Genomic DNA, 25,417 nt, shown 5'->3' on the forward strand with positions numbered 1-25,417 from the left:
CGAGGGTGCAACCGGGACGCACGCCGACGCAAGCGGCATCCTCACGACGCCGCCGCTACGATAGGGCCTGGTCCGTGAAGAGGGGGACACCATGCGCAAGTGGCTGCGCCGGCTGGGCATCGTGGTGCTGGTGATGGCGGTGGGTTCGGGCGTGGCGCTGTACAGCTATGGACGCTTCGCCGAGGGCGCGCGCGGCCCGGCGTCGCAAGCGCTGCCGACCGCTGCCGATGCCACCGCGCTGGATCGCGCCATCGCGCCGCTGCTGGACGCGCATCCGCGGCAGAGCGGCATGGCGCTGCTGTCCGACAACCTGGACGCGTTCACCGTGCGCGCCGCCACGGCGCGCGCCGCCGGCCGCAGCCTGGACCTGCAGTACTACATCTGGAACCACGACTTCACCGGCAACCTGCTCGGTTACGAAGTGCTGCGCGCGGCCGATCGCGGCGTGCGCGTACGCCTGCTGCTGGACGACATGACGGCACACGGCAAGGATTCGCACCTCGCAGCGCTGGACGCGCATGCCAACATCGAAGTCCGCCTGTTCAACCCGTCGCGCAGCCGCGCCGGCGTGCTCGGCCGCGCCACGGAGATGCTGCTGCGGCCGGTGGCGATGAACCGCCGCATGCACAACAAGGCGTGGATCGCCGATGGCCGCGTGGCGATGGTCGGCGGCCGCAATGTGGGCGACGAGTACTTCGACGCCGCCGCGCAGACCAACTTCATGGACCTGGATGCCGTGCTGATCGGGCCCGCCGTCGCGCAGACGGCGGCGATCTTCGACGACTTCTGGAACAGCGCTTCGGTGATCCCGTTGTCGGCCCTGACGACGGCGGAGCCGGGTGCGCTGGAAAAGCTCCGCGAGAACGGCGACGCCGGTTACCGGTCCGCCCAGGCCGCGGACTACGTCGCGCGGCTGCGCGGCACGCCCGGCATGCGCGCGCTGGTGGGTGGCAATGCACTGCATTGGCTGGACGAGGTGGGCGTGTATTCCGACCCGGCCTCGAAGGGACAGGGCGAGGGACAGGGGCAGTGGCTGGTGCACCGGCTGGGCAGGGCGATGGGCCAGGCGAAGCACGAACTGCGCGTGGTCTCGCCCTACTTCGTGCCCGGTGACGAAGGCACACGGTGGCTGGTCGGCAAGCGCGCGCAGGGCGTCGATGTCAGCGTCCTGACCAACTCGCTGGCGGCCAACGACGTGATGGCCGTGCATGGCGGCTATGCGCCGTATCGCATGCCGCTGCTGCAGGGTGGCGTGGAACTGTTCGAACTGATGCCGCATGGGAAGCAGGACAGCAGCCTGTTCGGTTCCAGCGGTGCCAGCCTGCATACCAAGGCCTTCGCGGTGGATGGCGAAGCGGGCTTCATCGGCTCGTTCAACCTCGATCCGCGCTCGGTCAACCTCAACACCGAGATGGGCGTGCTGTTCCGCGACCGCAGCGCCGCTGCGGCCCTGCTGCGCAGCTACGAGGCGAAGATCGCGCCGGATACCAGCTATCGGGTGACCCTGCAGGACGGCGCCTTGCGGTGGGAAGACGCATCGACCGATCCTCCGCGCATCTGGGACCGCGAACCCGAAGCCAGTGTCTGGCGTCGCTGGACCGCGCGCGCTGTCGGCTGGCTGCCGGTCGAATCGCAGCTGTAGCGTGCGCCACGCGCACGACCGCACGATCTGGAACCGCGCGTCGTGCGCACGGCGCACGCTACGTGGTCGGCCACGTGCACCGCCGCCTGATCCGTCAACACTCGCATCGTGCGCGCGGCGCGCGCTACGTGTCGGCGCTCAGGCCTCGCGCAGCGTGGTAGCACGCATCAGGCGTTCGAACACGCGGAACACGTCCGCATCGATCTTCTCGTCCTGCTCCGCATGCAGGATGCGCATCGCCGCGTCGTGCGCGCGTCCTTCGGCATAGGGACGGCGCGTGGTCATCGCGTCGTAGCTGTCGGCCACGCGCAGGATGCGCGCGCCCAGCGGGATGGCGGCACCGGACAGGCCGTCGGGATAGCCGCTGCCGTCGATGGCTTCGTGGTGATGGCGGATCAGCGTGGCGACCGCACTCGCATGGGGATGCCCGCTGGCCAGGAAGATCCGTTCGCCGAGTTCGCTGTGTGCCTGGATCGACGGCCAGTCCTCGTCGGCGACCGGCCCGGTGTGCAGCAGCACGCGGTCCGGCACGCCGATCTTGCCGACGTCGTGGAAATGCGCGGCGAGCTCCAGTTGTTCGAGATGGTCCGCATCCAGGTCGAAGCACTGTCCCAGCGTCCGCGCGATGCGTCCGGTACGGTCGCAATGGCCGCGCGTGTAGGCATCGCGCACTTCGATGGCCAGGGCCAGCGCTTCCAGGGAACAGGCGATGTCGCTGAAGTCCGGGGCGGGGTCGAAGGTCACGGGCTTTCTCGGAAGGAAAGAGGAGAGGGGGTGCTCGTCGTGCGTGGGTTCAGCTCGGCGCCAGCGTCATCAGCAACGCCTTCGCCGCATTGAAGCGGTCTGGCGCGTCCGGCAGCGGTACCTTGATGCGCAGCTTGTCGGGGCCGTCCATGGTGTAGAGCTTCGGCTGCTTCTGGATCAGCTGGATCACCGCCATCGGGTCGATCTTCGGCTTGGCTTCGAACACGATGCGGCCACCGTGTTCGCCCAGCTCCAGCTTGCGGATGCCCATCTCGTTCGCCGCCAGTTTCAGTTCCGCGGTGGCGAACAGGTACTTCGCCGGATCCGGCAGCAGGCCGAAGCGATCGATCATCTCGACCTGCAGGTCGCGCAGCTCGTCCTTGTCGCGCGCGCTGCTGATGCGCTTGTACAACGTCAGGCGCGTGTGCACGTCGGGCAGGTAGTCGTCCGGAATCAGCGACGGCACGTTGAGTTCCACCTCGGCACCGCGGCGCTCCTGCCCCAGGTCCACGTCGGGCAGGTGGCCGGCCTTGATCGAGCGCACCGCGCGCTCCAGCAGCTCGGTGTACAGGCTGAAGCCGACCTCGGCCATCTGTCCGCTCTGGTCTTCGCCGAGCAGTTCGCCGGCACCACGGATTTCCAGGTCGTGCGTGGCGAGGGTGAAGCCGGCACCCAGTTCGTCCATCGAGGCGATCGCCTCCAGCCGGCGTTGTGCGTCGGCGGTGATGCTGCGCTTGTCCGGCACCACCAGGTAGGCGTAACTGCGGTGGTGCGAACGGCCGACGCGTCCGCGCAGCTGGTGCAACTGCGCCAGGCCGAACTTGTCGGCGCGGTTCATGACGATGGTGTTGGCATTGGGGATGTCGATGCCCGACTCGATAATCGTCGTGCACAGCAGCACGTTGAAACGCTGCTTCTGGAAATCCAGCATGACCTGTTCCAGCTCGCGCTCCGGCATCTGTCCGTGCGCCACGCCGATGCGTGCTTCGGGTACCAGTTCCTGCAGCTCGCGCTGCATGCGGCCGATGCTCTCCACGTCGTTGTGCAGGAAGTACACCTGGCCGCCGCGCGACAGCTCGCGCTGGAAGGCCTCCTTCAGCAGCGCCGCGTCCCACGGCGTGACGAAGGTCTGCACGGCCATGCGGTTGGCCGGCGGCGTGGCGATGATGGACAGGTCGCGCAGGCCGGCCATCGCCATGTTGAGCGTGCGCGGGATCGGCGTGGCGGTCAGCGTCAGCAGGTGCACGTTGGCGCGCAGCGCCTTCAGCGCTTCCTTCTGGCGCACGCCGAAGCGCTGCTCCTCGTCGACGATCACTAGGCCCAGGTCCTTGAACTTCACGTCGGGCTGCAGCAGGCGGTGCGTGCCGACGATGACGTCCAGCGTGCCTTCGGCCAGTTTCTCCAGCTCGGCCTTGATCTCCTTCGCCGTCTTGAAGCGCGACAGCACTTCGACCCGCAACGGCCAGTCGGCGAAGCGGTCGCGGAAATTGCGGTAGTGCTGTTCGGCCAGCAGCGTGGTCGGCACCAGCACGGCGACCTGCTTGCCGGCGCTGGCGGCGGCGAACGCCGCACGCACCGCGACTTCGGTCTTGCCGAAGCCCACATCGCCGCAGACCACGCGGTCCATCGGCTGGCTGCTCGCCAGGTCGCGGATCACCGATTCGATTGCGTGGTGCTGGTCGGGCGTTTCCTCGAACGGGAAGCCGGCGGCGAACGGCTCGTACATCGCGCGGTCCAGGTGCAGCGCGAGGCCGGCGCGGGCCTGCCGGCGTGCCTGGATCTCCAGCAGTTCGGCGGCAACGTCGCGCACCTTCTCGGCGGCCTTCTTCTTCGCCTTCGCCCAGGCTTCGCCGCCGAGCGAATGCAGCGGCGCGGTTTCCACCGACGCGCCCGAGTAGCGGCTGATCAGGTGCAGTTGCGCGACCGGCACGTACAGGCGGTCGCCCTTGGCGTATTCGATCTCGAGGAACTCGCCGGGCATGCCGCCGACGTCCATCGCGATCAACCCGCGGTAGCGGCCGACACCATGGTCTTCATGGACGATGGGCGCGCCCTCCGTCAGTTCGCCCAGGTCGCGGATGATGGCTTCCGGCTCTCGGCCGGTGCGCTTGCGCCGGTGCGCCTGCGTGGCGCGCTCGGGGAACAGCTGGCGCTCGGTCAGCACCGCGATGCGTGGATCGTCCAGCGCGAAGCCGTCGGCGAGCGGCGCGACGGCGATGGCGAAGCTTGGAAGCCCCTCTCCCTCCGGGAGAGGGGTTGGGGTGAGGGTACGGGACGTGCGCGGTGATTCCTTTGTCGCAATCTCCGCCGCACCCTCATCCGGCGCTTCGCGCCACCTTCTCCCGGGGGGAGAAGGGAGGAATGCGCTGAAGTCGGCAACCACCACCGGCTTCAGTTCCGCCGCCTGCAATACCTCCAGCAGCGCCTCGCGGCGGCCGGGCGAATCCGCGGCGATGAGCACGCGGCCCGGGTAATGGCCCAGGAACGATTTCAGCGCATCGCCCGCCGGCGCGTCCTTCGCCGCCACCGGCAACGGCGGCAGCGGCTGGTCGCCCAGTGGCAGGGCGTCGGCGTGGCGACTGTGCTGCGGGCCACAGACCTCCACGCGCGGCCGCTGGTTGAGCTGCTCGCGCAGGCCGTCCGGCGACAGGTACAGCTCGTCCGGCGGCAGCAGCGGGCGCTCGATGTCGTGACGGCGCTGTTCATAGCGGTTGCGCGTCTGCGCCCAGAACGCTTCCGCCGCTTCGCCGAACCCGTCGGTGAGCACGGGCAACGCGTTCTGCCGCAGGTAGTCGAACAGGGTCGCGGTCTTGTCGAAGAACAGTGGCAGGTAGTACTCCACGCCCGCCGGCGCCAGGCCGGACTTGAGGTCCTGGTACAGCGCGCTGCGACGCGTGTCGACATCGAAGCGGTCGCGCAGCAGCGTCATCGCGCGCTCGACGGACCGCTCGTCCAGTGGCACTTCGCGGCCTGGCAGCAGTTGCACGGCCTCGGTCCGGTCCAGCGAACGCTGGCTTTCCGGGTCGAAGTGGCGGATCGAATCGATGGTGTCGTCCAGCAGTTCGATGCGCAGCGGTGCGTCCGCGCCCATCGGATACACATCCAGCAGGCCGCCGCGCACGGCGAAATCGCCCGGGTCCAGCACCTGTGGCACGTGGCGGTAACTGGCGGCTTCCAGCCGTCGCTTCTCGGCATCGAAGTCCAGTCGCTGGCCGACCCGGTAATCGAAGCTGCCGCCCGCGATATGGCGCAACGGCGACAGCCGTTGCATCAGTGTCTGCACCGGCACGATCACGATGCCGCGCGCGAGCGTGGGCAGCCGGTGCAGGGCGGCCAGGCGCTGCGAGACGATGTCCGGGTGCGGACTGAACTGGTCGTACGGCAGGGTTTCCCAATCCGGGAACGGGACGATCGGCAGCGCGGCGTCGTTGCCGAGCAGCGTGTGCAGGTCGGCTTCGATCTGGTGCGCGTCGTGGTTGTCGCGTGCGACCACCAGCACCGGGCCGTCATGCGAACGGGCGGCGGCGGCCACGGACCAGGCCAGCGCAGTCGGCGATGCGGGTGCGCGCCACCAGGCGCGGGATTGCGTACCACGGGGCAGGGGCGGGGTGGACGGGGAGATTTTCTGGGTGTCGGTCATGGGTACACGGAACAACGGCAGCGCCGGATACCGTGGGATACCCAGCGCGAAGGGACGTGCAGTTTACCAAGCGGACCGGACGGTCCCGTCATGGTCCGCGGAGGATCATTCCGCGGTGAGCGGGTCGATCACCTGGCTGACGGGGGAAATGCGGTCGACGGGAAAGCCACCACGGCGCGAATGCTCCAGCACCAGGGCCTCGCTCGGGGCGCGATACACGCAATAGATCCGGTCGTCGGTCACGTAGCTGTGCTCCCACTGCACCTGCGGCCCCAATTCGTCGAGCACGCGGCACGAGAGTTGCGAGACGGCCTTCAGCTCGGCCGGCGTCATCAGGCCGGCGCCCTGGATGTCGCGTTCGATCACGTAGCGGGGCATGACGGCTTCCCGGCAGCGTGGCGAAACCACGCCCTCGTCAGCAACACGCAGGAACCGGCGGCGGCGGGCCGACCACCGGTCGGCACCGCTCAGGGTTCTTCGTTGAGGTCCAGTACCACGCGCACGAGGCCGGAGCCGTCGTTCTCGCGCACGCGCTTGAAGCCCAGCGATTCCGCCAGCGCCAGCATCGGCAGGTTGCTGTCCAGCACGTCGCCGTACAGCCGGTCCAGCTTCTTCGAGCGCGCCCACTTGGCGAGCTTGCGCATCAGGTGGCGCCCCAGGCCCTGCCCGGCGATGAAATGGCTGACCAGGATCGCGAACTCGGCGTCGCGCGTGCGCGGCACCAGCGCCGCACGCGCCACCGCGCCCACCAGCGCCTCGCCCGGTGGCAGCGGCTCGGCCGCGACCAGCGCGAACTCGGTGTTGGGGTCGGGATGGGTCAGTCGCTGCGCCATGTCGGGCGACAGCTCCTTCAATGCATACATGAAGCGGTGCCGGATCTCTTCCGGCCCCAGCAGTCCGAACGCACCCTGGATCGGGCCGGCATCCTCGGGCCGGATCGGGCGGATCAGCAGGTCGCGCCCGCTGGGCAGGCGGAAGTGTTCATGCCAGGGCGGAAGGCGTTTCGGCGCAGTCATGGTGAGATGCTCGCATGAAACCCGGAAGGGCCGCGAGGGCCGGGCGGCGCTGGTTCAGGCACCGTGGCGTTTGCCGCGCAGCCGGCCGACCAGCATCACCACGGCCACGATCGCCGCGCCGACCAGCACGCCGACACCGGCGTTGAACAGGGCGCCCCACAGCCAGCCAAGCTCGCCTTCCGCATGGGGCTGGATGACGTGGTGCAGCGCCGGGATGCTGTGGACGAGGATGCCGCCGCCCACCAGGAACATCGCCGCCGTACCGGCGATGGACAGGAACTTCATCAGGTACGGCGCGCTGTACAGGATGCCGCGCCCGAAGGCGCGCTTGAACCTGGCCCAGCCGCTGTCGCGGGCATCGGCGGCGAGCGCCAGGCCGGCGTCGTCCAGCTTCACGATGCCACCGACCAGTCCGTACACGCCCACCGTCATGATCGCCGAGATCGCCACCAGCGTGAGCACCTGCTCGAGGAAGTTGCGGCCCGCCAGCGTGCCCAGCGAGATGACGATGATCTCGGCCGAGAGGATGAAGTCGGTACGGATCGCGCCACGCACCTTGTCCTTTTCGAACGCGACCATGTCGACGTTCTCGTTCTGCATCGCCGCCACGCGCTCGGCGTGGCGATCGTCGTCGCCCTTGCGCAGGAACTTGTGCGCCAGCTTCTCCACGCCTTCGAAGCAGAGGAAGGCGCCGCCCAGCATCATCAACGGCGTCACCAGCGGAACGTTGTAGCCGCGCCCATGCAGCCACGTCTCCAGCGCGCTGATGGCCAGTGCCGCCGGCACCAGGATGGCCTTGTTGACCATCGATCCCTTCGCCACCGCCCACACCACCGGCAGTTCGCGGTCGGCCTTCACGCCGGTGACCTGCTGCGCGTTGAGCGCCAGGTCGTCGCCCAGCACGCCGGCGGTTTTCCGTGCTGCCACCTTGGTCATCACCGACACGTCGTCGAGCAGCGTGGCGATGTCGTCGATCAGGGCAAACAGGCTGGATCCGGCCATGGACGGGGGGTCGAGGATAGGAGGAAGGGGCGATTCTCGCACAGCCTTCCGACGGTGCCGCGTGAGCGGGACGCGGTGGTCAGGTCGGCTGCCGCAGCCACTCGAGCCGGTGGCTCGCGCCGGTTTCGCCCAGGGTCGAGGCCAGCACGGGCAGCACGGGTGCCAATGCCTGGTCGAGCTGCCATGGCGGGTTGACCACCAGCATGCCGCTGCCGTTGAGCCGCAGCGGGGAGTCGTCCGGGCGCACCTGCAGTTCGGCGACGAACGCGCCCTTCGATGGCAGCGCCGCCGCCTTGCGGAAGAACGGCAGCAGGCTGCGACGCTGCTTGATCGGGTACCAGACCGCGTACGTCGCGGCGGGCCAGCGTTCAAGTGCGTCGCGCAGCGAGGCGACGATCTGCGGATACTCGGCGTCCTGCACCTCGTAGGGCGGATCGATCAGCACCAGCCCACGGGCGATGCGCTGGCTGCCGATGCGCGGCGGCAGCAGCGCCTTCATCGCGGCATAGCCGTCGCGCGCATGGACCGCCACGCGTTCGTCATCGGCGAACACCTCGCGCAGCGCCTTCGCTTCGTCCGGTTGCAACTCGCACGCGGCCAGCCTGTCGTGCGGACGCAGCGCCTGCGCGGCCAGCAGCGGCGAACCGGGGTAAGTGATCAGCGCCCCGACCGGATTGTTGGCGACCACCGCGCGCAGGTAGCGTTCGGCCGGGTCGGGCAGGCGCGCGGCCCCCATCAGCTTGAAGACGCCGCTGTCGGCCTCCGAGGTCTTGCGGCTTTCCGCGCCACCCAGCAGGTAGCGGCCACGCCCGGCATGGGTGTCCAGCACGAAGAACGGCGCGTCCTTGCGCTTCAGCGCGTCGATGGCGGCCAGCAGCACGATGTGCTTGAGGACGTCGGCATGGTTGCCGGCATGGAAGGCGTGTCGATAATTCATGCCGCGCAGCATATATGCTTGCGCCATGCCCCGCGTACTGATTGCCGAAGACGAAACCGCCATCGCCGACGCCGTGCTGTACGCACTGCGCAGCGAAGGCATCGAGGCCGACCACTGCCTGCTGGCGCGCGAGGTCGTGCCGCGCGTGCGCGCCGGTGGCGTCGACGTGGTGGTGCTCGACGTGGGCCTGCCCGATGCCAGCGGCTTCGACGTCTGCCGCGAACTGCGCACGTTCAGCGACGTGCCGGTGATCTTCCTGACCGCGCGCAATGACGAGATCGACCGCGTGCTGGGACTGGAGCTGGGCGCCGACGACTACGTGACCAAGCCGTTCTCGCCGCGCGAACTGGTGGCCCGCGTGCGAGCCCGCTTGCGCCGTGCGGGCGCCACCGCGGCGCAGCCGAGTGCGGGCGACTGGGTCGCACGCGGCGAGTTCGCTATCGATCGCGACGGCCACCGCATCCGCTACCGCCAGCAGCTGCTGGACCTGACCCGCTATGAGTACGCCCTGCTGGACGCGCTGCTGCAGCGCCCCGGCGCCATCCTCAGCCGCGCCCAGCTGATGGACCGCGGCTGGGACAGCGACGCCGACAGCGCCGACCGCACGGTCGACACCCACGTGAAGACGCTGCGCGCCAAGCTGCGTGCCGCCGGCGCCGAGCCCGACCCGATCCGCACCCATCGCGGACTGGGTTACGCCATCGAGACCTGAGATGCGGCTTGGGCTGAAGCTCGTGCTCGGCTTCTTCCTGATCGTCGGCATCGCCGCGTTCTTCGTGATGCGCGTGTTCGTCAACGAGGTGAAGCCGGGCGTTCGCCAGGCGATGGAATCCACGCTGGTCGATGCGGCCAACATGCTGGCCGAGATGGCGGCCGGCGACCTCAAGGCCGGTCGCATCGCCGATGGCGCGTTCGCCGGCAATGTCGCCGAAGCGCAGCGGCGCGACCCCAGGGCGTGGGTGTGGCGCTTCCAGAAGCGCAGCGTCGACTACCGCGTCACCGTCACCGACGCGCGCGGCACGGTGGTGTTCGATTCGCAGGGGCGCGACGTCGGTCGCGACAACTCGCGCTGGAACGACGTCTACCGCACGCTGCGCGGCGAGTACGGCGCGCGTTCCAGCGCCGAGGCGCCGGGCGACACGGCCAACACCGTCATGCACGTGGCCGCCCCCATCTACGACCCCGGCGACCGGAGCGCCCTGATCGGCGTGCTGACGCTGTCGCAACCCAACCGCAGCATCGAGCCCTTCATCGTCGCCAGCCAGCGCAGCATCCTGCTGCGCGGCGCGTGGCTGATCGGCATCTCCGCGCTGATCGGCGTACTGATGACATGGTGGCTGATGCGCGGCATCGGCGGCCTGAACCGCTATGCGCAGGCGGTCAGCGCCGGTGAGCCGGTACCGCCGCCGCGCCCGCGCACCGACGAGATCGGCGACCTCGGCCGCGCGCTGGAGACGATGCGGCGCAAGCTGGAAGGCAAGGCCTACGTCGAGCAGTACGTGCAGTCGCTGACGCACGAGATGAAGAGTCCGCTCGCCGCCATCCGCGGCGCGGCCGAGCTGTTGCAGGAGCCGCTGCCGGAAGCCGACCGCCAGCGCTTCGTGCGCAACATCCAGACCCAGGAACACCGGCTGACCGAGACCATCGACAAGTTGCTGGCACTGGCCGAAGTGGAACAACACGGCTGGCTGCAGCGACGCGAGCGTATCGATGCCGCTGCACTCGTCGATGACGTGGTGCAGGGACTCGACGCGCAGTTGACGCCGAACGGCGTCGACGTGGTGCGCGTACCGCAGGCGGGCACCTGGGCGGTGGAGGGCGACGTGTTCCTGCTGCGGCGCGCGCTCGGCAACCTGCTCGACAACGCCATCGCGTTCTCGCCGCCGGGCGGCAGGGTCGAACTGGTGGTCGATGCGGTGGACGGGCAGGTGCGCTTCAGCGTGCGCGACCGCGGACCGGGCGTGCCCGACTATGCGCGGGAACGCGTGTTCGAGCGCTTCTACTCGCTGCCGCGGCCCGATGGCGGGCAGCGCAGTTCCGGGCTGGGCCTGCCGTTCGTACGCGAGGTCATGCGCCTGCATGGCGGCGAAGCCACGCTGGACAACCGCCCCGACGGTGGCGCCGAAGCGGTGCTGTCGCTGTCGAGGGTGCAGCCATGAAGGAGTCCTTCTCCCCGCGCGCGGGGAGAAGGTGCCCGAAGGGCGGATGAGGGGCGCTTCTCCTTCGGATACGACAGCGCTGCCAGTGAGCCGGATGTTGGTCGTGCTCTGCAGTACACCGTCCGCGGACTCCGTTCGCCCCTCACCCGCCTTCGGCACCCTCTCCCCGTAGAGCGGGGAGAGGGAACATGACGGGCATCAGCGCGACTTCACACAGCCTTCAAACACGCTTCCTGCCGGTTGCACCGAACCCCCGGACGATGCGTCCCGTATCCAACCGGGGCATCGACATGAAGTCATTGAAGTTGCTGTTGCGTTTCCTCACCGTCGGCGGGCTGGTCCTGCTGCTGCTCATCCCGCTGATGATGATCCGTGGCGTCATCCAGGACCGCGAGCTTTACCGCACGCAGGCGGAAAATCGGGTCTCCCAGAGCATGGCCGGCCCCCAGCAGGTGGTCGGCCCGTTGCGTGTCGTGCCGTGGCGCGAAGAGCGTGTCGTCAATGCCGTCAACGAGGACGGCAAGCCGGAGGCCCGCCGCGACGTGAAGGAAGGCTACCTGGTGCAGATGCCCGCCAGCCTGGTGGTCGATGGCCGCCTGCAGCCGGGCGAGCGGCGCATCGGGCTGTACACCGTCAATGTCTATGAGTGGAAAGCCGCGATGAAGGCCGACTTCGCGCCGCTGCAGGTGCCGACTGCGGACGGGCGCAGCTACGGCCAGCCCTATGTCGTGGTCGGCATGGCCGACGTGCGCGGCCTGGTGGGCACGCCATCGCTGAAGGTGGATGGCGTGCCGCGTACGCTGGCGGCCGGGACGGGGGCGATGTCCTCGCGCATGGACGGCATCCATGCCCCGATCGGTACGCCGGGCGTGTCGTTGCCGGCCAGCAGTGCGCAACTGGAGATGACGCTGGCGGGCACGCAGTCGATCGGCATCGCGCCGATCGCGGACAGCAACGACATCACGATGAACTCGCCGTGGCGGCAGCCGTTGTTCGGTGGCCGCTTCCTGCCCAACAGCAAGACGCTGGACAACACCGGCTTCACCGCCCGCTGGCAGGTATCGTCGCTGGCCAGCGCCGCGCAGAGCCAGCTTGAATCGGCGTCCGGCAAGCTGACGCAGCCGCCGTCGCTGGGCGCCACGCCATCGGAATACGTCGCCGATGATGGCAGCGCCTCCGCCATCGACAGTGCCGTGGTCAGCCTGGTGGATACGGTGGATGTCTACACGCAGGTCGATCGCGCCAGCAAGTACGGCATCCTGTTCGTGGTACTGACCTTCGTCGGTTTCGCACTGTTCGAACTGATCAAGCGCCTGCCGATCCATCCGCTGCAGTACCTGCTGGTGGGGCTGGCGCTGGCAGTGTTCTTTCTGCTGCTGCTCAGCCTCTCCGAGCACATCGCCTTCTGGCAGGCCTACCTGGTCTCGGCGGCGGCCTGCATCGGCCTGCAGTTCTTCTATCTGTCCGGCGTGCTGCAGAGCTGGCTGCGCGCCGCGGGCTTCGCCACGATGCTGACGGCGCTGTACGGCGTGCTCTACATCCTGCTGAAGTCGGAGAACAACGCGCTGCTGATGGGCTCGCTGCTGCTGTTCGGCATCCTGGCCGTGATCATGTGGGTCACCCGCAAGGTGGACTGGTATGCGCTCGGCACGGAACTGCGCTGAGGACCGGACGATGCTGGATCTCGCCACTCTGCATCGGCGCGCCTGCCGCGTGCTGCCGCCCCAGATCGACACCTGCCGCATTGTCCTCGACGTGGCAGGCGAGGCGGGATTGATGGCGTTGCTGCTGCCGCTGGGTCACCGGCATCGGGGCACGATCCTATTCGAGCTGTCGTCCTCGACGCGGCAGGCGCTGGGTACATGTCCACTGGTGTTGCTGCAGAACGCGTGCGTGGCCAGGGAAGGCCTCGCGCGCCATGGCGCGCCGCTTGCCTACGAAGCCTGGCGGCCGTTGCCGCATGGGTTGTCGAACGGTTTCATCACCCGCAGTCGTGATGGCCGCGCACGCCTGCAGCTCGATCCCGCGCAGGGACTCGCGTTATACGCGTGGGACGACCGTCGTGGCGACAACTTCATCCACTGAGTTCGCCCCGGCCGGCGGCGTGCCCGGATCTCCACGGAGGGAGCCGGGCACGTCGCCGGCCTCTTTAGCTTGTGCGGCATAAGCACATGAGTGCTGGCTATCAGTCCGAAGGTATAAGCAGCGTGGAAGCACGAAGGGCGGCGCGTAAGCTCGCGATGATCTTCTCCCGGAGCCTGTGCATGCGATTCCTCTCCCGTCTTCTGGTCCTCGGTCTGTCGTCCCTGGTGACGCCCGTGTTCGCCGCCGATGTCGCCGCGCCGCGCATCACCGTCATCTACGACGCCTTCGGCGACGATCCCGCGCTGGAGAAGGACTGGGGTTTCGCCGCGCTGGTCGAAGCCGGCGGCAAGCGCATCCTGTTCGACACCGGCAACGACGCGGCGATCTTCACCCGCAACGTGAAGGCCAAGGGCATCGATCTGTCGCGGCTGGATGCCGTGGTGATGTCGCATCGCCACGCCGACCACATGGCCGGCCTGGTCGAAGTGCTGAAGGTCAATCCGCAGGTACCGGTCTACGCGCCGCAGGAAGGCTTCGGCATCTATGGCTCGTCGCTGCCCTCCAGCTTCTACCGCAAGGATGCGTCGCTGCCGGCACGCATGCGCTATTACGACGGCGAACCCGCCGAACGCCTGCAGTTCGGCCGTGCCTGGCCGACCGGCAATTTCAAGCCGCTGGCCGAGACCACCGAGATCGCGCCCGGCGTGTGGAGCATCGCGGCCGTCTCCGACGCGCCGGGTACGCGCGAACTGCGCGAGTTGTCGCTGGCCATCCGCACGGACCAGGGCCTGGTGCTGGTGGTCGGCTGTTCGCATCCCGGCATCGCGCACATCGTCGATGCGGCGGCGAAGATCGATCCGCAGATCCACCTGGTGATCGGCGGTTTCCATTTCGTCAACGCCGACGACATCGCCATCGCCGGCCTGGTCGATGCCTTGGAGGCGCATGACATCCAGTACATCGCGCCCGGCCACTGCACCGGCGAACCGACCTTCGCCGCATTGCTGAAGGCGTTCGGCGACCGTTACCTGTATGCGGGCGTCGGTGCGGTGCTGGATTTCGGCAAGGATGGCGTGGCGTCGCGCCCGCGCGGCGTGGACCTGGGCGATGCCGACCGTGTGCACTACCGCCTGCTGGCGCAGGACGGCGAACGCCTGCATCGGCACGTCGCGCACGCGCACTGAGGGCGCGTCGCCGGCGCGGGAGGCATGCCGCTACACTGGCGGCATGACGCCTGCCTACACCATCGGCCTGTTCCGCGGGCCCGAGATCACGCCCTGGCTGGAGGATGTCGCACGCCTGCGCGTGGCGGTGTTCCGCGACTGGCCTTACCTGTACGACGGCGACCTCGATTTCGAGCGCGACTACCTGGACGCCTATGCGCGCTCGGCCGAGAGCATATTCGTGCTGGCGATGGATGCCGGACAGGTGGTCGGCGCGTCCACCGGCCTGCCACTGGCGGACGACACCGAGGCGTTCCGCCAGCCGTTCATCGACAGCGGCATGGACCCTGAGGACGTCTTCTACTTCGGCGAATCCGTGTTGCTGCCGGCCTACCGCGGCAATGGCATCGGCCACACCTTCTTCGACCTGCGCGAAGCGCATGCGCGCGCGCTGGGGCGGTTCTCGTGGACTGCATTCTGCGCGGTGGATCGCGATCGCGACGACCCCCGGCAGCCTTCCGGGCATCGCGGCAACGAGATGTTCTGGGACAAGCGTGGCTATACCCGCCAGCCCGGCATGACGATGCGGTTGGCCTGGAACGAGATCGGCCATGGCGAGGTCGACCACGCGCTCACCTTCTGGTTGCGCGGCCTGGAACCGATGCGATGAAGGTCGCCGTCGCCAAGTACGCCATCCAGGCGCCCGCCGATTTCGCGACGTTCGCCGAACGGCAGGCGACAGTGCTGGGCGACGCGGCGGCGCAGGGCGCGCGCATCGCGGTGCTGCCGGAGTATCTGGCGCTGGAACTGGCCGCGACCTTCGATACGGCCACACAGGCGGACCTGCATGCGTCGCTGGCGGCGATCCAGCGTTATCGCGCCGACTGGCTTTCGCTGTACGCGAGGCTGGCGAAGGCGCTGGACCTGCACATCGTCGCCGGCAGTTTCCTGCTGGCGCAGGGCGAGGGGCGTTATCGCAACCGCAGTGACGTGTTCACGCCGCAGGGCACGCACGCTTGGCAGGACAAGCTGCAGCTGACCGGCTTCGAGAAAGAACTGGGCGTCATCGACGGCGGTGATGCGTTGAAGGTGTTCGATCTCGGCGCGGTGCGCAGCGGCGTGTCCGTCTGCTACGACAGCGAGTTTCCGCTGCCGGTGCGTGCGCAGGCAGAAGCGGGCGCACGCCTGCTGCTGGTGCCGAGTTGCACCGACACCAAAGCCGGCGCGACACGCGTGCGCGTGGGTTGCCTGGCGCGTGCGCTGGAGAACCGCATCTTCGTTGCGCAGTCCGTGACCGCAGGTGAAGCGCCGTGGAGTCCGGCGCTCGACGTCAACACCGGCGAAGCGGCGATCTTCGCCCCGATGGACCGCGGCCTGCCTGCCGACGGCGTGGTGGTGCAGACCGCTGGCGACCGGGCGTGGGCCATCGCCGATCTCGACGTCGATGCGCTCGACCGCAGTCGTGCCGGGGCGCAGGTGGCGAACGACCGCGACTGGGCGGGCCAACTGCAGCCGGCCCTGGTACGTGCCCGCGTCGAACGGCCGGGCTGAATGGCGTCATCGCTCAGCGTTGCCCGCTGAAGACCTGGGCCAGCGGCCTGTCGAATACGTCCGCGATGCGGCCGCGGCGTCGGCATCCACCGCTTCAGCCCAGCAGGCTGACGCCAGGCACCAGCCAGATCGACAGTCCCGCCAGTGCCGAACCGATCACCGTCGCCGCCAGCACGTCGCTCGGATAGTGCAGCCCCAGCACCACGCGCGAGGCCGCCACGCAGGCCGCGAACGGGATCAGCAGCGGCGCCAGCGCGGGATAGTGCGCCAGCGCCACCACGGTGAACGCGACCGCATGCAGCGTGTGGCCGGAGGGGAAGCTGAATTCGTCCAGCGGCGCGATCCACGCGCGGATGCGCACATCGGAAGCGAAAGGCCGTGGCCGGCGCGTCCAGCGCTTCAGTGCCTTGTACAGGATCAGCGCAATCGCGCCGGTGCCGGCAAGATGCGCCGATGCCGCCAGGCCGTCCAGGCCGTCCAGGCCGTCGGCCACGATCAGCGCCGCCATCAGTACATACCAGAACACCCCGTCGCCCAGCCGGCTGACGAGGGCGAAGAAGCGGCGCACGCCACTCCACTCACCCCAGCGGTTGGCCCGCAGGCACCAGCCGGCGTCCCGGCCCATGAAGGCGTTACGCGGCAGCGGCGGTCGCATGGTGGCTTCTCCGTGTCAGGGCGAGATCGGTCAGCAGGGCATCGAAATCGGCGGCCACCTGGTCCGGATGGAGCGCGCGCATCGCCGAACGGGCGGCCTCGCCCTGGCGCCGCCGCAGCGCGGCATCCGCTGCCAGTCGCAGCGCAGCGGCGACGAAGTCGTCATCGCTCTCCACCGCGGCCCCGTGCACCCCGTCGACCAGGTGCTCGCGCGCGGCGCCGTAGTCGAACGCCACGGTCGGCACGCCACTGGCCATCGCTTCCAGCGTCACGTTGCCGAAGGTCTCGCTGTGGCTGGAAAACAGGAACAGGTCGCCGCTGGCGAAATGCCGCGCCAGCGCCTCGCCGCGCTGCACGCCGCAGAACAGGAAATCCGGATGTTCCTGCGCCAGCCGCTCGCGCACCGGCCCGTCGCCGACCCACACGAACTTCGCGTCCGGCTGCGCCTGCCGGATCGCGCGGAACGCGCGGATCGACAGGTCCAGGTTTTTCTCCGCCGCGATGCGACCCACGTAGATCACCGCTACGTCGTCTGTTCCCAGGCCCCACGAGCTACGCAACGCCTGGTCGCGCTTCGCCGGACTGAAATGCTTCGCGTCCACCGCCCGTGCCAGCCGCACCACATGGCGGAATCCCTGCGACTGGAGGAACTCCGCCAGTTCGCGCGTCGGTACCAGCGTCGCGTCGGCGCCGTTGTGGAAGCGGCGCATCCAGCGCAGCGCGGTGTGCTGCAGGAAACGCAGGCCGTAGTCGCGCATGTAGTCGTCGAAACGGGTGTGGAAGCCGGTGGCCGCCGGAATCCCCAGCCGCCGCGCCGCACGCAGCGCGGACCAGCCAAGCGGGCCTTCCGTGGCCACGTAAATGGCATCCGGCGGTGACGCTTTCCATTGCGCCAGCAGGCGGCGCGTCGCCGGCAGGCCGAACTTCAATCCGGGATAGCACGGCAGGCTGGCACCGCGCACCAGCAGGGTGTCGTCGATACCGGCGCCGTCGCTCGGCTGGCGGGGGCGGACGACCGACACCTCATGCCCGCGCTGGCGCAGCCCGGCTTCGAGTCCCTGCACGGTGAGGGCCACGCCGTTGACTTCCGGCGGATACGTTTCGGTGACGATGGCAAAGCGCATGCGCAACTCCACGTTTTGCGCATGCTGGGCGTGCAAGGTGTCGCACGTGTGTCGATTGGGTGACCACGCGATGACGGCGTGCGCGTCGGCACGCTTTGTCGGATGCCCACCCGATGGCGGCGGGCATCAAGGCGCGGGCGTCATCCGTTCTTCGCCCGCAGGTAGGCCACCAGCGCGTTCGCATGGCCGTGGCCCAACTGGTGTTCGGTCTTCAGGAACGCGACCTGCTCCATGTGCTTCAGGTCCTTCACCGTGTCCAGCACCGCGAACCAGTGCGATACCGGCTGGCCGTAGGTCTTTTCGATGGACGGGAAGTAGGAGGCAGGGCCCTTGATCCTGGTGTCGGTGGTCATGCGGAATTCCGGAGGGAAGAGGGGGAGCATCGTCTGCCATGGTCAGCGAGGCGTGCGCATGCGCTTCGGCCCCGCATCCTTGCGCACCCGGGTGTCGTAGGCCTTGTCGACAAGCGCCTTGATCACCGCGGGCGTGGCCTTGGCGAGGTCCACGCGCAGCCCCAGCACCTTGCTGCCCCAGAACAGTTTTTCGACGAATGCGGCATATAGCGCCAGCGCCTGTTCGCGGTCCTCCTCGCCCACGAAGACGTGCAGGTGCGTCTCCTCCGGCGGGATGGTCACGAAGATCTTGCCGCGCACGCGGAACGACGAATACGTGTGATGCGGCTCCTCGGTGACGGCGTCAAGCGACAGCGCATGGGTTCGGATCATGGCAAGCTTCATGGCGGTGCCATCGTCGTGCTGCTGGAAGAGGCTCAGCCCGCACGCGTTCCACGCGATACCCAGCGATGCCCCAACCGGGCCATCGGCAGGTAGGCGAACAGCAGGTCCACGACGGTAAACCACGCAGGCGAAGGCAGCATGGCGACGGCGGCGATGCCGCCGATCAGGAAACATGCGCCCACCACCCAGGCCGGCCCGGACGTACGTCCGGGCGTCGCCAGCGTGGCGATGAGGGCGCCGACCAGCGTGCCGAACGCATGGGCGAGGAAGGGGAACAGAAAGTGCTTGGCCTCGAACAATGGCATCGCCGCCTTCAGGCCTTCGGTCGTGGTGGTGTCGACCCCGGTCGGCGGCGGAATCACGTGGCCGCCGAGCATGATCAGCGCCATGTTGGCGAGGCTGCCGACAAGGACACCGGCGACGACCGCAAGGATCAAGCGGAACACGCGCTTCATGACAACCTCCGGCAAGGATGCGAGGGACTGCCCGTCGGCGTGGGGCCGGCCGTGACTGGGGGCGACTATAGCGGGGCGGCGGCTGGTGCGGGCGATGTCGGGGCGGTCGGCCCCGCCCGCGCAGGTGTCTTCGTCACTACCACGCGAAGCCTTCCTGCCAGTCGCTCGCCGGTAGCCACGTGGTCTGGTCGGGCGATGCGGCATCGACATCGCCCGACTCCACGCTGCGCATCACCATCGGTTCGATGTCGGAGAACCGCGCAGCGCGCGATCCGATCGCGGCGCCGATCAGGTTGTTGTGGATGTCCATGGCGTTCGCGCGCGTCCCGCGTCGTTCCATGACCCGGTTGACCAGGTGTACGGCACGCGCATCCAGCGTGTAGGCCACGATTGCGCTGGCCAGCGTATGCCGGTAGGCGTCCAGTGGACCGTGCCGCCCACCGGGCAGCGGACTCTGCAGGACGTAGGACCATGTGCAGGTCAGGACGAATGCGGGGTAGGTCGCCAGTAGCAGTCCCACCATCGCCAGCCTGGCGCTTCTTTGACGCAGGTACTTGGATGCAGGCTTGGGAGGCTTGGCGGGCATGGCAGGCCGGATGGGCGCGTGAGTCAGGCGTCGTGCGGTTCGACGATTACCGCCGTGCCGTAGCACAGCACTTCGGTCAGGCCGGCCATCACGTCGGTGGCGTCGTAGCGCACGGCGATGATGGCATTGCCGCCCAGCATCCGGGCGTGCTGCACCATGTCGCGGTAGGTGGCGCTGCGGGCCTGCTCGCACAGCTCGGTGTAGATGGTGATGTTGCCGCCGAGCATGGTCTGCAACCCGCCCAGGAAGTTGCCGATGATCGACCGCGACCGCACGGTGATGCCGCGTACCAGGCCCAGGCTGCGGACGACGCGATAGCCGGGCAATTCCATGGCGGTCGTCACCATCGCATCGTTGAGTGGGGTGGCCGCGACGCGAGGTTGTGTGGGCGGGTAGGTGGACGAAGCGTTGTAGGGGTCTGCCATGGAGTTACCGGTGAGGCCAGGGGTGGAGTCGGGCGATTTCACCACGACCGCGTGTCAGGGCGCGATGGCGTGGGCGGCGCCTTTGCCGTCCTTGATGAAGTAGATCGTTTGCCCGGATGGCACCTCCTGGTTGAGCAGGAACTGGACTTTCGCCGTGCAACGACATGTGGCGACCTGTTTGAATTCGAAGGATTCGGCGACAAAGCCGGTCGAAGGAATACCGTTCAACAGGATGGCCGCTGCAAGCCATCGCCGCATTCCGCTCCGCTACTCGCTGGTCGATCGCCTATACCCACACGTCATTGCGTGCGGTGTACGCGCCACCGGCATCGCCGGTGTTCACCACGCCTCGCGGTTCCACCAGCATGATGCTGCACTCGCTGGTAGCCACCGGCCTGTGCTCGACGCCCTTGGGAACCACGTACATCTCACCGGCGGACAAAGGCACGGCCTTGTCGCGGAATTCCAGCGTCAGGTGACCCTCGATCACGATGAAGACTTCGTCGGTATCCGCGTGCGCATGCCAGACGAATTCGCCCTGCACCTTGGCCAGCTTGAACTGGTAGTCGTTCATTTCGGCGATGACGCGGGGCGACCAATGTTCCGAGAAGCGGGACAGCTTGTCTTTCAGGTTGATGGCGTTGTCTGGCATGGCATCCCTCGGTCGCGGGACCGGCTGTCGGTCGTGACGTGGATGATAGGCGGGAACGGCGGGTGCGGCCGCCACGATTTCGGCCGCCACGATGGCCAGCTCCGCATCCGGTGCCTCCACGTACTCGGTGGACGTCAGTACGTTGTCCAGCACTTCCCGGATCAGCGACAGGTCGCCGCTGTCCAGCACGTCGATCATGAAATCCGCCGCGTGGTCGTTCTCGAAGGATCCGGTGCCCCAGGCGCCCATCTGTCTTGTCCTGTCGGGAGTACGCCGCAAAGCGCGTACGGAGATCGGGTGTGTCAGCGCAGGCCGTGGGAGGCCTTGAAGCGGTCCAGCAGTTCGAAGAACAACACCATGGCCATGCCGTCATCCTGCTCGGTACGGGCGATGGCCGCTTGCCAATGGAGGTTTCCGATATCCAGGATGCCGTCCGGGGTGGTCAGCGAATCCCGCTCGTCCTCGTGTCCGGTGGATGTCCGCACGAAGTCCGAAAAATGCATCAGGAAGACCGTGTGATGGTCGTCGCCGATGCCGTGATCCATCAGGGCGGACTCGTATCCCTCGATGAAGGCGCACAGCGTGGTGAAACCCGCTGGCTTCAAGTGCATCTCGGGACGCCTCCTGACACGTTCAAGCACTTCGAAAAACGACATGGCCTGTTCCTGGGCGGGGGGAGAGGATGGTCACGAACTGGAAGGTGGTGGCGCGGCGGCGTGCAGCGGCCAGTTCCTCCGTCCTGAAGTCCGGTGTCGATGCCAGCGCGCCTCCGCAAGCCACCCTCGGTGGCCCGGCAGCAGCACGGCCGCAGATGGCGTCCGCCCGAGCCGTCATGGCACGCGTGCTCCGCGCGCCGCCGTGAACAACGCATACCACTCCTCGCGCGTCAGTACCACATCGTCCGCCGCGCAGCAGGCGGCCAGACGGGCGGGATCGGTGGTGCCGACGATGGGCTGGATGCCGGCCGGGTGGCGCAACAGCCAGGCGAGCTGGATGGCTTCCGGGGTGACGCCTTTCTCCTCCGCCAATTGGCGCAGCAACGTGGACGTCGCGCGGATCACCGGATCTGCGAACCCGGAGGTGGTGGCGAGCTTGCCACCCGCCAGTGGCGACCACGCCTGCACGCGGATGTCGTGCAGGCGGCAATAGTCCAGCGTGCCGCCCGCCGAGGCGTACACATGACCGGTGGTGTTGGCGACCACGCCGTCGTCGATCAGATAGGGGTGCAGCAGGCTGACCTCCACCTGGTTGACGATCAGCGGCTGCCGCACATGACGACGCAGCAGTTCGATCTGCCCGGCGGTGTGGTTGCTGACACCGAAGTGGCGCACCTTGCCGGCGGCCTGCAGGTCATCGAAGGCGCGGGCGACTTCCTCCGGCTCCATCAGTGCATCCGGGCGGTGCAGCAGCACTACGTCCAGATGCTCCACGCCGAGCCGCGACAGGCTGCCTTCGACCGACGCGACGATGTGCGCATGGCTGACGTCGTAACGGCCCGGCGTGCCGGGTGGATCGTCGGCGAAGCGGATGCCGCACTTCGATTGCAGCACCATCCGCCCGCGCAGGCTGGGTGAGGCGCGCAGCACGTCGCCGAACACCTGCTCCGACTTGCCGCGCGCATAGATGTCGGCGTGGTCGAACAGGGTGATGCCTGCACCGAGCGCGGTTTCGACCAGGTGTTGCGCGTGGCGACGTTCCTCGGCCGTGACCGGCGTGGCATCCCAGGCGCGGCTCAGCTGCATGCAGCCGTAGGCGATGCGCGAGGTAGGCAGGCCGTCGGCGAGGAGACAGGTCTTCATGGTGTCGTCGTGGAAACGCGGGAGTGCATCATGGCAGAGCGCCGATACGGATCAGTAGCGTCGGCGCTCGGCGGTCAGCCGGCGCGCCAGTGCATCGGCTTCCAGTGGGCGCGCGAGGTGGTAGCCCTGCACGTCGTCGACCCCGAGGGCCTGCAGCGCCGCCAGTTCCGTCGCCGTTTCCACGCCTTCGGCGACCACGTGCGATTGCGTCTGGCAGGCGAACTCGATCAGTGCCGCGGCGAGTGCGCGGCGCGGCGAATCGCTGTCGATGTCGCGTGTCAGGCTGAGGTCGAGCTTGATGATGTCCGGGTGGATGGCCAGCACGTGACGCATGCTGGCGTAGCCGGCGCCGGCATCGTCCACGGCGACCCGCACGCCGGCCGCGCGCAGCGGCACCAGCCGCTCGTTGAGCAGCTTGTAGTCGTCCACCAGCGAGTGCTCGGTGATCTCCAGCACCACGCGATGCGGGTCCAGGTCGTCGATGTAGCCTTCGATGCCGCCGCTGACGATGGTCTGTGGGGACACGTTCAAGGCCACGTAGAAGTCGCCGCTGATCTGCCGCAGGCCGTCGAGCGCGGAGAGGATGGCGTTGAGTTCGAGGCGCACGCCCAGGCCGATCTCGCGCGCTTCGGCGAACCATACGTCCGGCGTACGACGCGGCTCCAGCTCGAAGCGCGACAGGCATTCCACGCCGACGATCCGCCGCGTGCTGCTGCGGTAGATCGGCTGGTACACCATGTGCGGCTGGCCCAGTTCCAGCACCGAGGTGATGCGCGCGACCTTCTCTTCGTGCGCCTGCACGGCGTCGAGGTCGCCATCGATCTGGTAGGCCAGCAGATCGGCGAAGGCGCGCATCATGTGCAGGTCGCGCTGGCCCAACGTCAGGGTGGACGCCAGGCTGAAACAGCAGAAGGTGCCGTAGACGCGGCCGTCGCGCAGCTGGATGGGCACGCTGATGTGCGCGCCGATGGGGACGGTCTGCGTCTCCGGGATGCGCTGCAGCGCGGGAATGGCGGCGGTGTCGGGAATCAGCTGCGGGATGCTGCCTTCGACCACCCGCATGCAGTAGCCCTCTTCGAGCGGGCTGGAGTCGCCGGGGCGGATGGGCGCGCGGTCGAGTCGCGTGGCGACATGCCGGAAGATGCGATGGCTGCCGTGGAATTCACTGACGAAGGCCACGTCCATGTCGAGGTGGCGGCGCACCGCGTCGAGCAGGCGGTCCACGTTGCGCGCGATGGCCGCCGCGCCAGGCCCACCGTCCAGCCAGGCGTCGGTCAAGGCGTCCTCGGGTTTCCTACTGTCGATCACGGGCTTCCTCCTGAAGGCAGGTACGCGACGAATAGTCGGCCGTCGGTCCTGCTCCCGCCGCAACGACGGTCGAGGGGGATGGCGCAGGGCAGGTCGCATGGACCACGCCGCAATCCGGGGCCGGCCCGAGTGTAACCTCAAGTTACATTTGAGCGGGTGTAGCGGACGTCATGCCACGAACGGCTTCAGCGCCACGCCCAGTCCCTGCATGTCCTCGGGTTCGCCGACCAGGTCGGAGCGCAGCAGTGGGCGCGAATCGATCCACTTCTTGCTGACCACCACGTCCAGGCGGTCGCCGTTCGCGGTCACGTCCAGGCGGGGGATCGCTTCGGCATCGTGCGAGCGGTGCAGCAGCACGGCCAGCCGCAGCAGCGCGGCCTTGCGCCTGGCGCTCAGCAGCAGGCGATCGGGCAGGGCATCGAATGCGCTCTTGGGCACGCCGCGACGGTGCGTGCGCACCAGGGCGGAAAGGACCTGCTGTTCCTGCCGCGAGAACCCTTCGATGTCGGAATGCTCCAGCACATACGCGCCATGCACGTGGTACTGGCTGTGCGCGATGACCAGGCCTATCTCGTGCAGGCGCGCGGCCCAGCCGAGCATGCGGGCGTCGTCGTCGTCCAGGCCCCAGCTGTCCTCCACCTGTTCGAACAGGCGCATCGCGGTCGCTTCCACGCGCGCGGCCTGGAATTCGTCGATGCCGTAGCGCTGCATCAATGCCGCCGTGGACAGGTCGCGCGGATCGTTCTCGCTGCCGCGGCCCAGCATGTCGTACAGGATGCCTTCGCGCATCGCGGCCTTGCTGACCATCAGGCGCTGCAGGCCGAGGGCTTCGAAAGCCGCTTCGAGCACCAGCACGCCGCCGGCGATGATCGGGCGGCGATCGCTGGACAGGCCGGGCAGGTCGATGTCCTCGATGCGGTCCGCCTGCAGCAGTTTCTCGCGCACCTGCGGCAGCGCCTCGGCGGTGACCGCGCCCTTGGTCAGCTTCATCGCTGCGCAGATCTCGCCGATGGCCTTGTTGGTGCCCGACGAGCCGATCGCTTCCTGCCAGCCGAGGCTGCGGTAGAGGCCGGCGAATTGCTGGAACTCCGCCCCGATCTCGGTGAGCGCTTCCTTCCAGCGCTTGCGCGAGAGCTTGCCGCCCGGAAAGAAGCGGCGGGTGCTGGCGATGCAGCCGGCCTGCAGGCTTTCGCGTTCCAGCGTCTCGAAACCGCGGCCGATGATGAATTCCGTCGAGCCGCCGCCGATGTCGATCACCAGCCTGCGCTGGTTCGTCTTCGGGGGTTGCGCATGGGCCACGCCCAGGTAGATCAGGCGGGCTTCTTCACGGCCGGACACGACTTCGATCGGCTTGCCGAGCGCGGCTTCCGCCGCCGCAAGGAATTCCTGTGGATCGCGCAGCTGCCGCACCGTGTTGGTGGCCAGGGCGCGCACGCGCGTCGCCGGCACGTCGCGGATGCGCTGCCCGAAGCGGGACAGGCAGTCGAGCGCGCGTTGCCGCGCGGCGGCGGACAGGCCGCCCTTGCTGTCCAGGCCGTCGGCCATGCGGACGGTTTCGCGCAGCCTGTCGACGACGCGCAACTGCCCAAGCAGCGAGCGCGCAACGATCATGTGGAAACTGTTGGAACCCAGGTCGATCGCGGCCAGCAGGTCTCCGTCCCTGAGCGGCGGAGAGGTGGGGGAGGTCGGGGGCGCCATGCGGGCAGTTTAGCCAATGGTGCCGCGCATTGCTGCAACG

Annotated in this window: 27 protein-coding genes and 1 pseudogene; 8 read left to right on the forward strand and 20 right to left on the reverse strand. The window is 68.3% G+C overall.

Going from position 1 to position 25,417, the window contains the following annotated elements:
* Positions 1 to 91: 91 nt before the first annotated feature.
* A complete protein-coding gene (locus V7060_RS03405; protein ID WP_334177852.1) occupies positions 92 to 1,642 on the forward strand; it encodes a phospholipase D family protein in 1,551 nt (516 codons plus the stop codon).
* A gap of 138 nt (positions 1,643 to 1,780) precedes the next feature.
* On the opposite strand, the gene V7060_RS03410 is transcribed toward V7060_RS03405, so the two are convergent.
* From V7060_RS03410 to rlmJ, 6 genes are all read right to left on the reverse strand, one after another.
* Positions 1,781 to 2,386 (reverse strand): HD domain-containing phosphohydrolase, encoded by a 606-nt coding sequence (locus V7060_RS03410; protein ID WP_334177853.1) that lies wholly within the window; start codon positions 2,384 to 2,386, stop codon positions 1,781 to 1,783.
* 49 nt (positions 2,387 to 2,435) lie between these two features.
* Positions 2,436 to 6,026 carry a transcription-repair coupling factor gene (gene mfd / locus V7060_RS03415; RefSeq protein WP_334177854.1) on the reverse strand — a complete coding sequence of 1,197 codons (3,591 nt, stop codon included), beginning with the start codon at positions 6,024 to 6,026 and terminating at the stop codon, positions 2,436 to 2,438.
* A 105-nt stretch (positions 6,027 to 6,131) separates the two neighbouring features.
* Complete coding sequence (locus V7060_RS03420; protein ID WP_334177855.1) at positions 6,132 to 6,404, reverse strand: DUF4242 domain-containing protein; 273 nt, start codon at positions 6,402 to 6,404, stop codon at positions 6,132 to 6,134.
* Between the two features lie 89 nt (positions 6,405 to 6,493).
* Positions 6,494 to 7,042, reverse strand: a complete 549-nt coding sequence (locus tag V7060_RS03425; protein WP_334177856.1) for a GNAT family N-acetyltransferase — start codon at positions 7,040 to 7,042, stop codon at positions 6,494 to 6,496.
* Between the two features lie 54 nt (positions 7,043 to 7,096).
* Complete coding sequence (locus V7060_RS03430; protein WP_334177857.1) at positions 7,097 to 8,044, reverse strand: DUF808 domain-containing protein; 948 nt, start codon at positions 8,042 to 8,044, stop codon at positions 7,097 to 7,099.
* A 79-nt stretch (positions 8,045 to 8,123) separates the two neighbouring features.
* Entirely contained in the window at positions 8,124 to 8,981 is an 858-nt protein-coding gene (gene rlmJ / locus V7060_RS03435; RefSeq protein WP_334177858.1) for a 23S rRNA (adenine(2030)-N(6))-methyltransferase RlmJ, read from the reverse strand.
* Here rlmJ and creB point away from each other — a divergent pair.
* The 7 genes from creB (at position 8,980) to V7060_RS03470 (ending at position 15,939) form a co-directional block, all read left to right on the forward strand.
* Positions 8,980 to 9,693, forward strand: coding sequence for a two-component system response regulator CreB (creB, locus tag V7060_RS03440; protein WP_334177859.1), 714 nt, complete (start codon positions 8,980 to 8,982; stop codon positions 9,691 to 9,693). The genes rlmJ and creB overlap by 2 nt on opposite strands.
* Before the next feature lies 1 nt (position 9,694).
* Positions 9,695 to 11,140 (forward strand): two-component system sensor histidine kinase CreC, encoded by a 1,446-nt coding sequence (creC, locus tag V7060_RS03445; protein WP_334177860.1) that lies wholly within the window; start codon positions 9,695 to 9,697, stop codon positions 11,138 to 11,140.
* A 290-nt stretch (positions 11,141 to 11,430) separates the two neighbouring features.
* Positions 11,431 to 12,804 carry a cell envelope integrity protein CreD gene (gene creD, locus V7060_RS03450; protein ID WP_334177861.1) on the forward strand — a complete coding sequence of 458 codons (1,374 nt, stop codon included), beginning with the start codon at positions 11,431 to 11,433 and terminating at the stop codon, positions 12,802 to 12,804.
* Between the two features lie 10 nt (positions 12,805 to 12,814).
* Positions 12,815 to 13,225, forward strand: a complete 411-nt coding sequence (locus V7060_RS03455; protein WP_334177862.1) for a hypothetical protein — start codon at positions 12,815 to 12,817, stop codon at positions 13,223 to 13,225.
* A 179-nt stretch (positions 13,226 to 13,404) separates the two neighbouring features.
* Positions 13,405 to 14,409, forward strand: a complete 1,005-nt coding sequence (locus V7060_RS03460) for an MBL fold metallo-hydrolase (protein WP_334177863.1) — start codon at positions 13,405 to 13,407, stop codon at positions 14,407 to 14,409.
* Between the two features lie 43 nt (positions 14,410 to 14,452).
* On the forward strand, positions 14,453 to 15,058 hold the full coding sequence (locus tag V7060_RS03465; protein WP_334177864.1) for a GNAT family N-acetyltransferase: 606 nt from the start codon (positions 14,453 to 14,455) through the stop codon (positions 15,056 to 15,058).
* Positions 15,055 to 15,939: a carbon-nitrogen hydrolase family protein gene (locus V7060_RS03470; RefSeq protein ID WP_334177865.1), complete on the forward strand. Its 885-nt coding sequence runs from the start codon at positions 15,055 to 15,057 to the stop codon at positions 15,937 to 15,939. Before V7060_RS03465 ends, V7060_RS03470 begins: the two co-directional genes overlap by 4 nt.
* A gap of 94 nt (positions 15,940 to 16,033) precedes the next feature.
* On the opposite strand, the gene V7060_RS03475 is transcribed toward V7060_RS03470, so the two are convergent.
* The 14 genes and pseudogenes from V7060_RS03475 to ppx all read right to left on the reverse strand — a co-directional run bounded on the left by V7060_RS03475 (position 16,034) and on the right by ppx (position 25,377).
* Positions 16,034 to 16,564 (reverse strand): phosphatase PAP2 family protein, encoded by a 531-nt coding sequence (locus tag V7060_RS03475; protein ID WP_334178087.1) that lies wholly within the window; start codon positions 16,562 to 16,564, stop codon positions 16,034 to 16,036.
* A gap of 7 nt (positions 16,565 to 16,571) precedes the next feature.
* Complete coding sequence (locus tag V7060_RS03480) at positions 16,572 to 17,717, reverse strand: glycosyltransferase family 1 protein (RefSeq protein WP_334177866.1); 1,146 nt, start codon at positions 17,715 to 17,717, stop codon at positions 16,572 to 16,574.
* 140 nt (positions 17,718 to 17,857) lie between these two features.
* Positions 17,858 to 18,070 (reverse strand): DUF4287 domain-containing protein, encoded by a 213-nt coding sequence (locus V7060_RS03485; protein ID WP_334177867.1) that lies wholly within the window; start codon positions 18,068 to 18,070, stop codon positions 17,858 to 17,860.
* 42 nt (positions 18,071 to 18,112) lie between these two features.
* Entirely contained in the window at positions 18,113 to 18,442 is a 330-nt protein-coding gene (locus V7060_RS03490) for an MmcQ/YjbR family DNA-binding protein (RefSeq protein WP_334177868.1), read from the reverse strand.
* A gap of 44 nt (positions 18,443 to 18,486) precedes the next feature.
* Positions 18,487 to 18,909, reverse strand: coding sequence for a hypothetical protein (locus tag V7060_RS03495; protein WP_334177869.1), 423 nt, complete (start codon positions 18,907 to 18,909; stop codon positions 18,487 to 18,489).
* Positions 18,910 to 19,045: 136 nt separating this feature from the next.
* Entirely contained in the window at positions 19,046 to 19,495 is a 450-nt protein-coding gene (locus V7060_RS03500) for a hypothetical protein (protein WP_334177870.1), read from the reverse strand.
* 23 nt (positions 19,496 to 19,518) lie between these two features.
* Positions 19,519 to 19,920, reverse strand: coding sequence for a heavy metal-binding domain-containing protein (locus V7060_RS03505; RefSeq protein WP_334177871.1), 402 nt, complete (start codon positions 19,918 to 19,920; stop codon positions 19,519 to 19,521).
* A 54-nt stretch (positions 19,921 to 19,974) separates the two neighbouring features.
* On the reverse strand, positions 19,975 to 20,178 hold the full coding sequence (locus V7060_RS03510) for a hypothetical protein (RefSeq protein WP_334177872.1): 204 nt from the start codon (positions 20,176 to 20,178) through the stop codon (positions 19,975 to 19,977).
* Between the two features lie 28 nt (positions 20,179 to 20,206).
* Entirely contained in the window at positions 20,207 to 20,572 is a 366-nt protein-coding gene (locus V7060_RS03515) for a cupin domain-containing protein (RefSeq protein ID WP_334178088.1), read from the reverse strand.
* Positions 20,573 to 20,605: 33 nt separating this feature from the next.
* Positions 20,606 to 20,821, reverse strand: a pseudogene (locus V7060_RS03520) (DUF4259 domain-containing protein); the annotation flags it as partial.
* A 53-nt stretch (positions 20,822 to 20,874) separates the two neighbouring features.
* Positions 20,875 to 21,183, reverse strand: coding sequence for a hypothetical protein (locus V7060_RS03525; protein WP_334177873.1), 309 nt, complete (start codon positions 21,181 to 21,183; stop codon positions 20,875 to 20,877).
* Between the two features lie 219 nt (positions 21,184 to 21,402).
* Positions 21,403 to 22,371, reverse strand: coding sequence for an aldo/keto reductase (locus V7060_RS03530; protein WP_334177874.1), 969 nt, complete (start codon positions 22,369 to 22,371; stop codon positions 21,403 to 21,405).
* 51 nt (positions 22,372 to 22,422) lie between these two features.
* The gene (locus V7060_RS03535) at positions 22,423 to 23,679 is read right to left on the reverse strand and encodes an EAL domain-containing protein (RefSeq protein WP_334177875.1); all 1,257 of its coding nucleotides are present in this window, start codon (positions 23,677 to 23,679) and stop codon (positions 22,423 to 22,425) included.
* A 168-nt stretch (positions 23,680 to 23,847) separates the two neighbouring features.
* The gene (ppx, locus tag V7060_RS03540) at positions 23,848 to 25,377 is read right to left on the reverse strand and encodes an exopolyphosphatase (protein WP_334177876.1); all 1,530 of its coding nucleotides are present in this window, start codon (positions 25,375 to 25,377) and stop codon (positions 23,848 to 23,850) included.
* Positions 25,378 to 25,417 lie beyond the last annotated feature (40 nt).

The sequence above is a fragment of the Pseudoxanthomonas sp. genome, from assembly GCF_036845285.1.
GTDB lineage: Bacteria > Pseudomonadota > Gammaproteobacteria > Xanthomonadales > Xanthomonadaceae > Pseudoxanthomonas_A.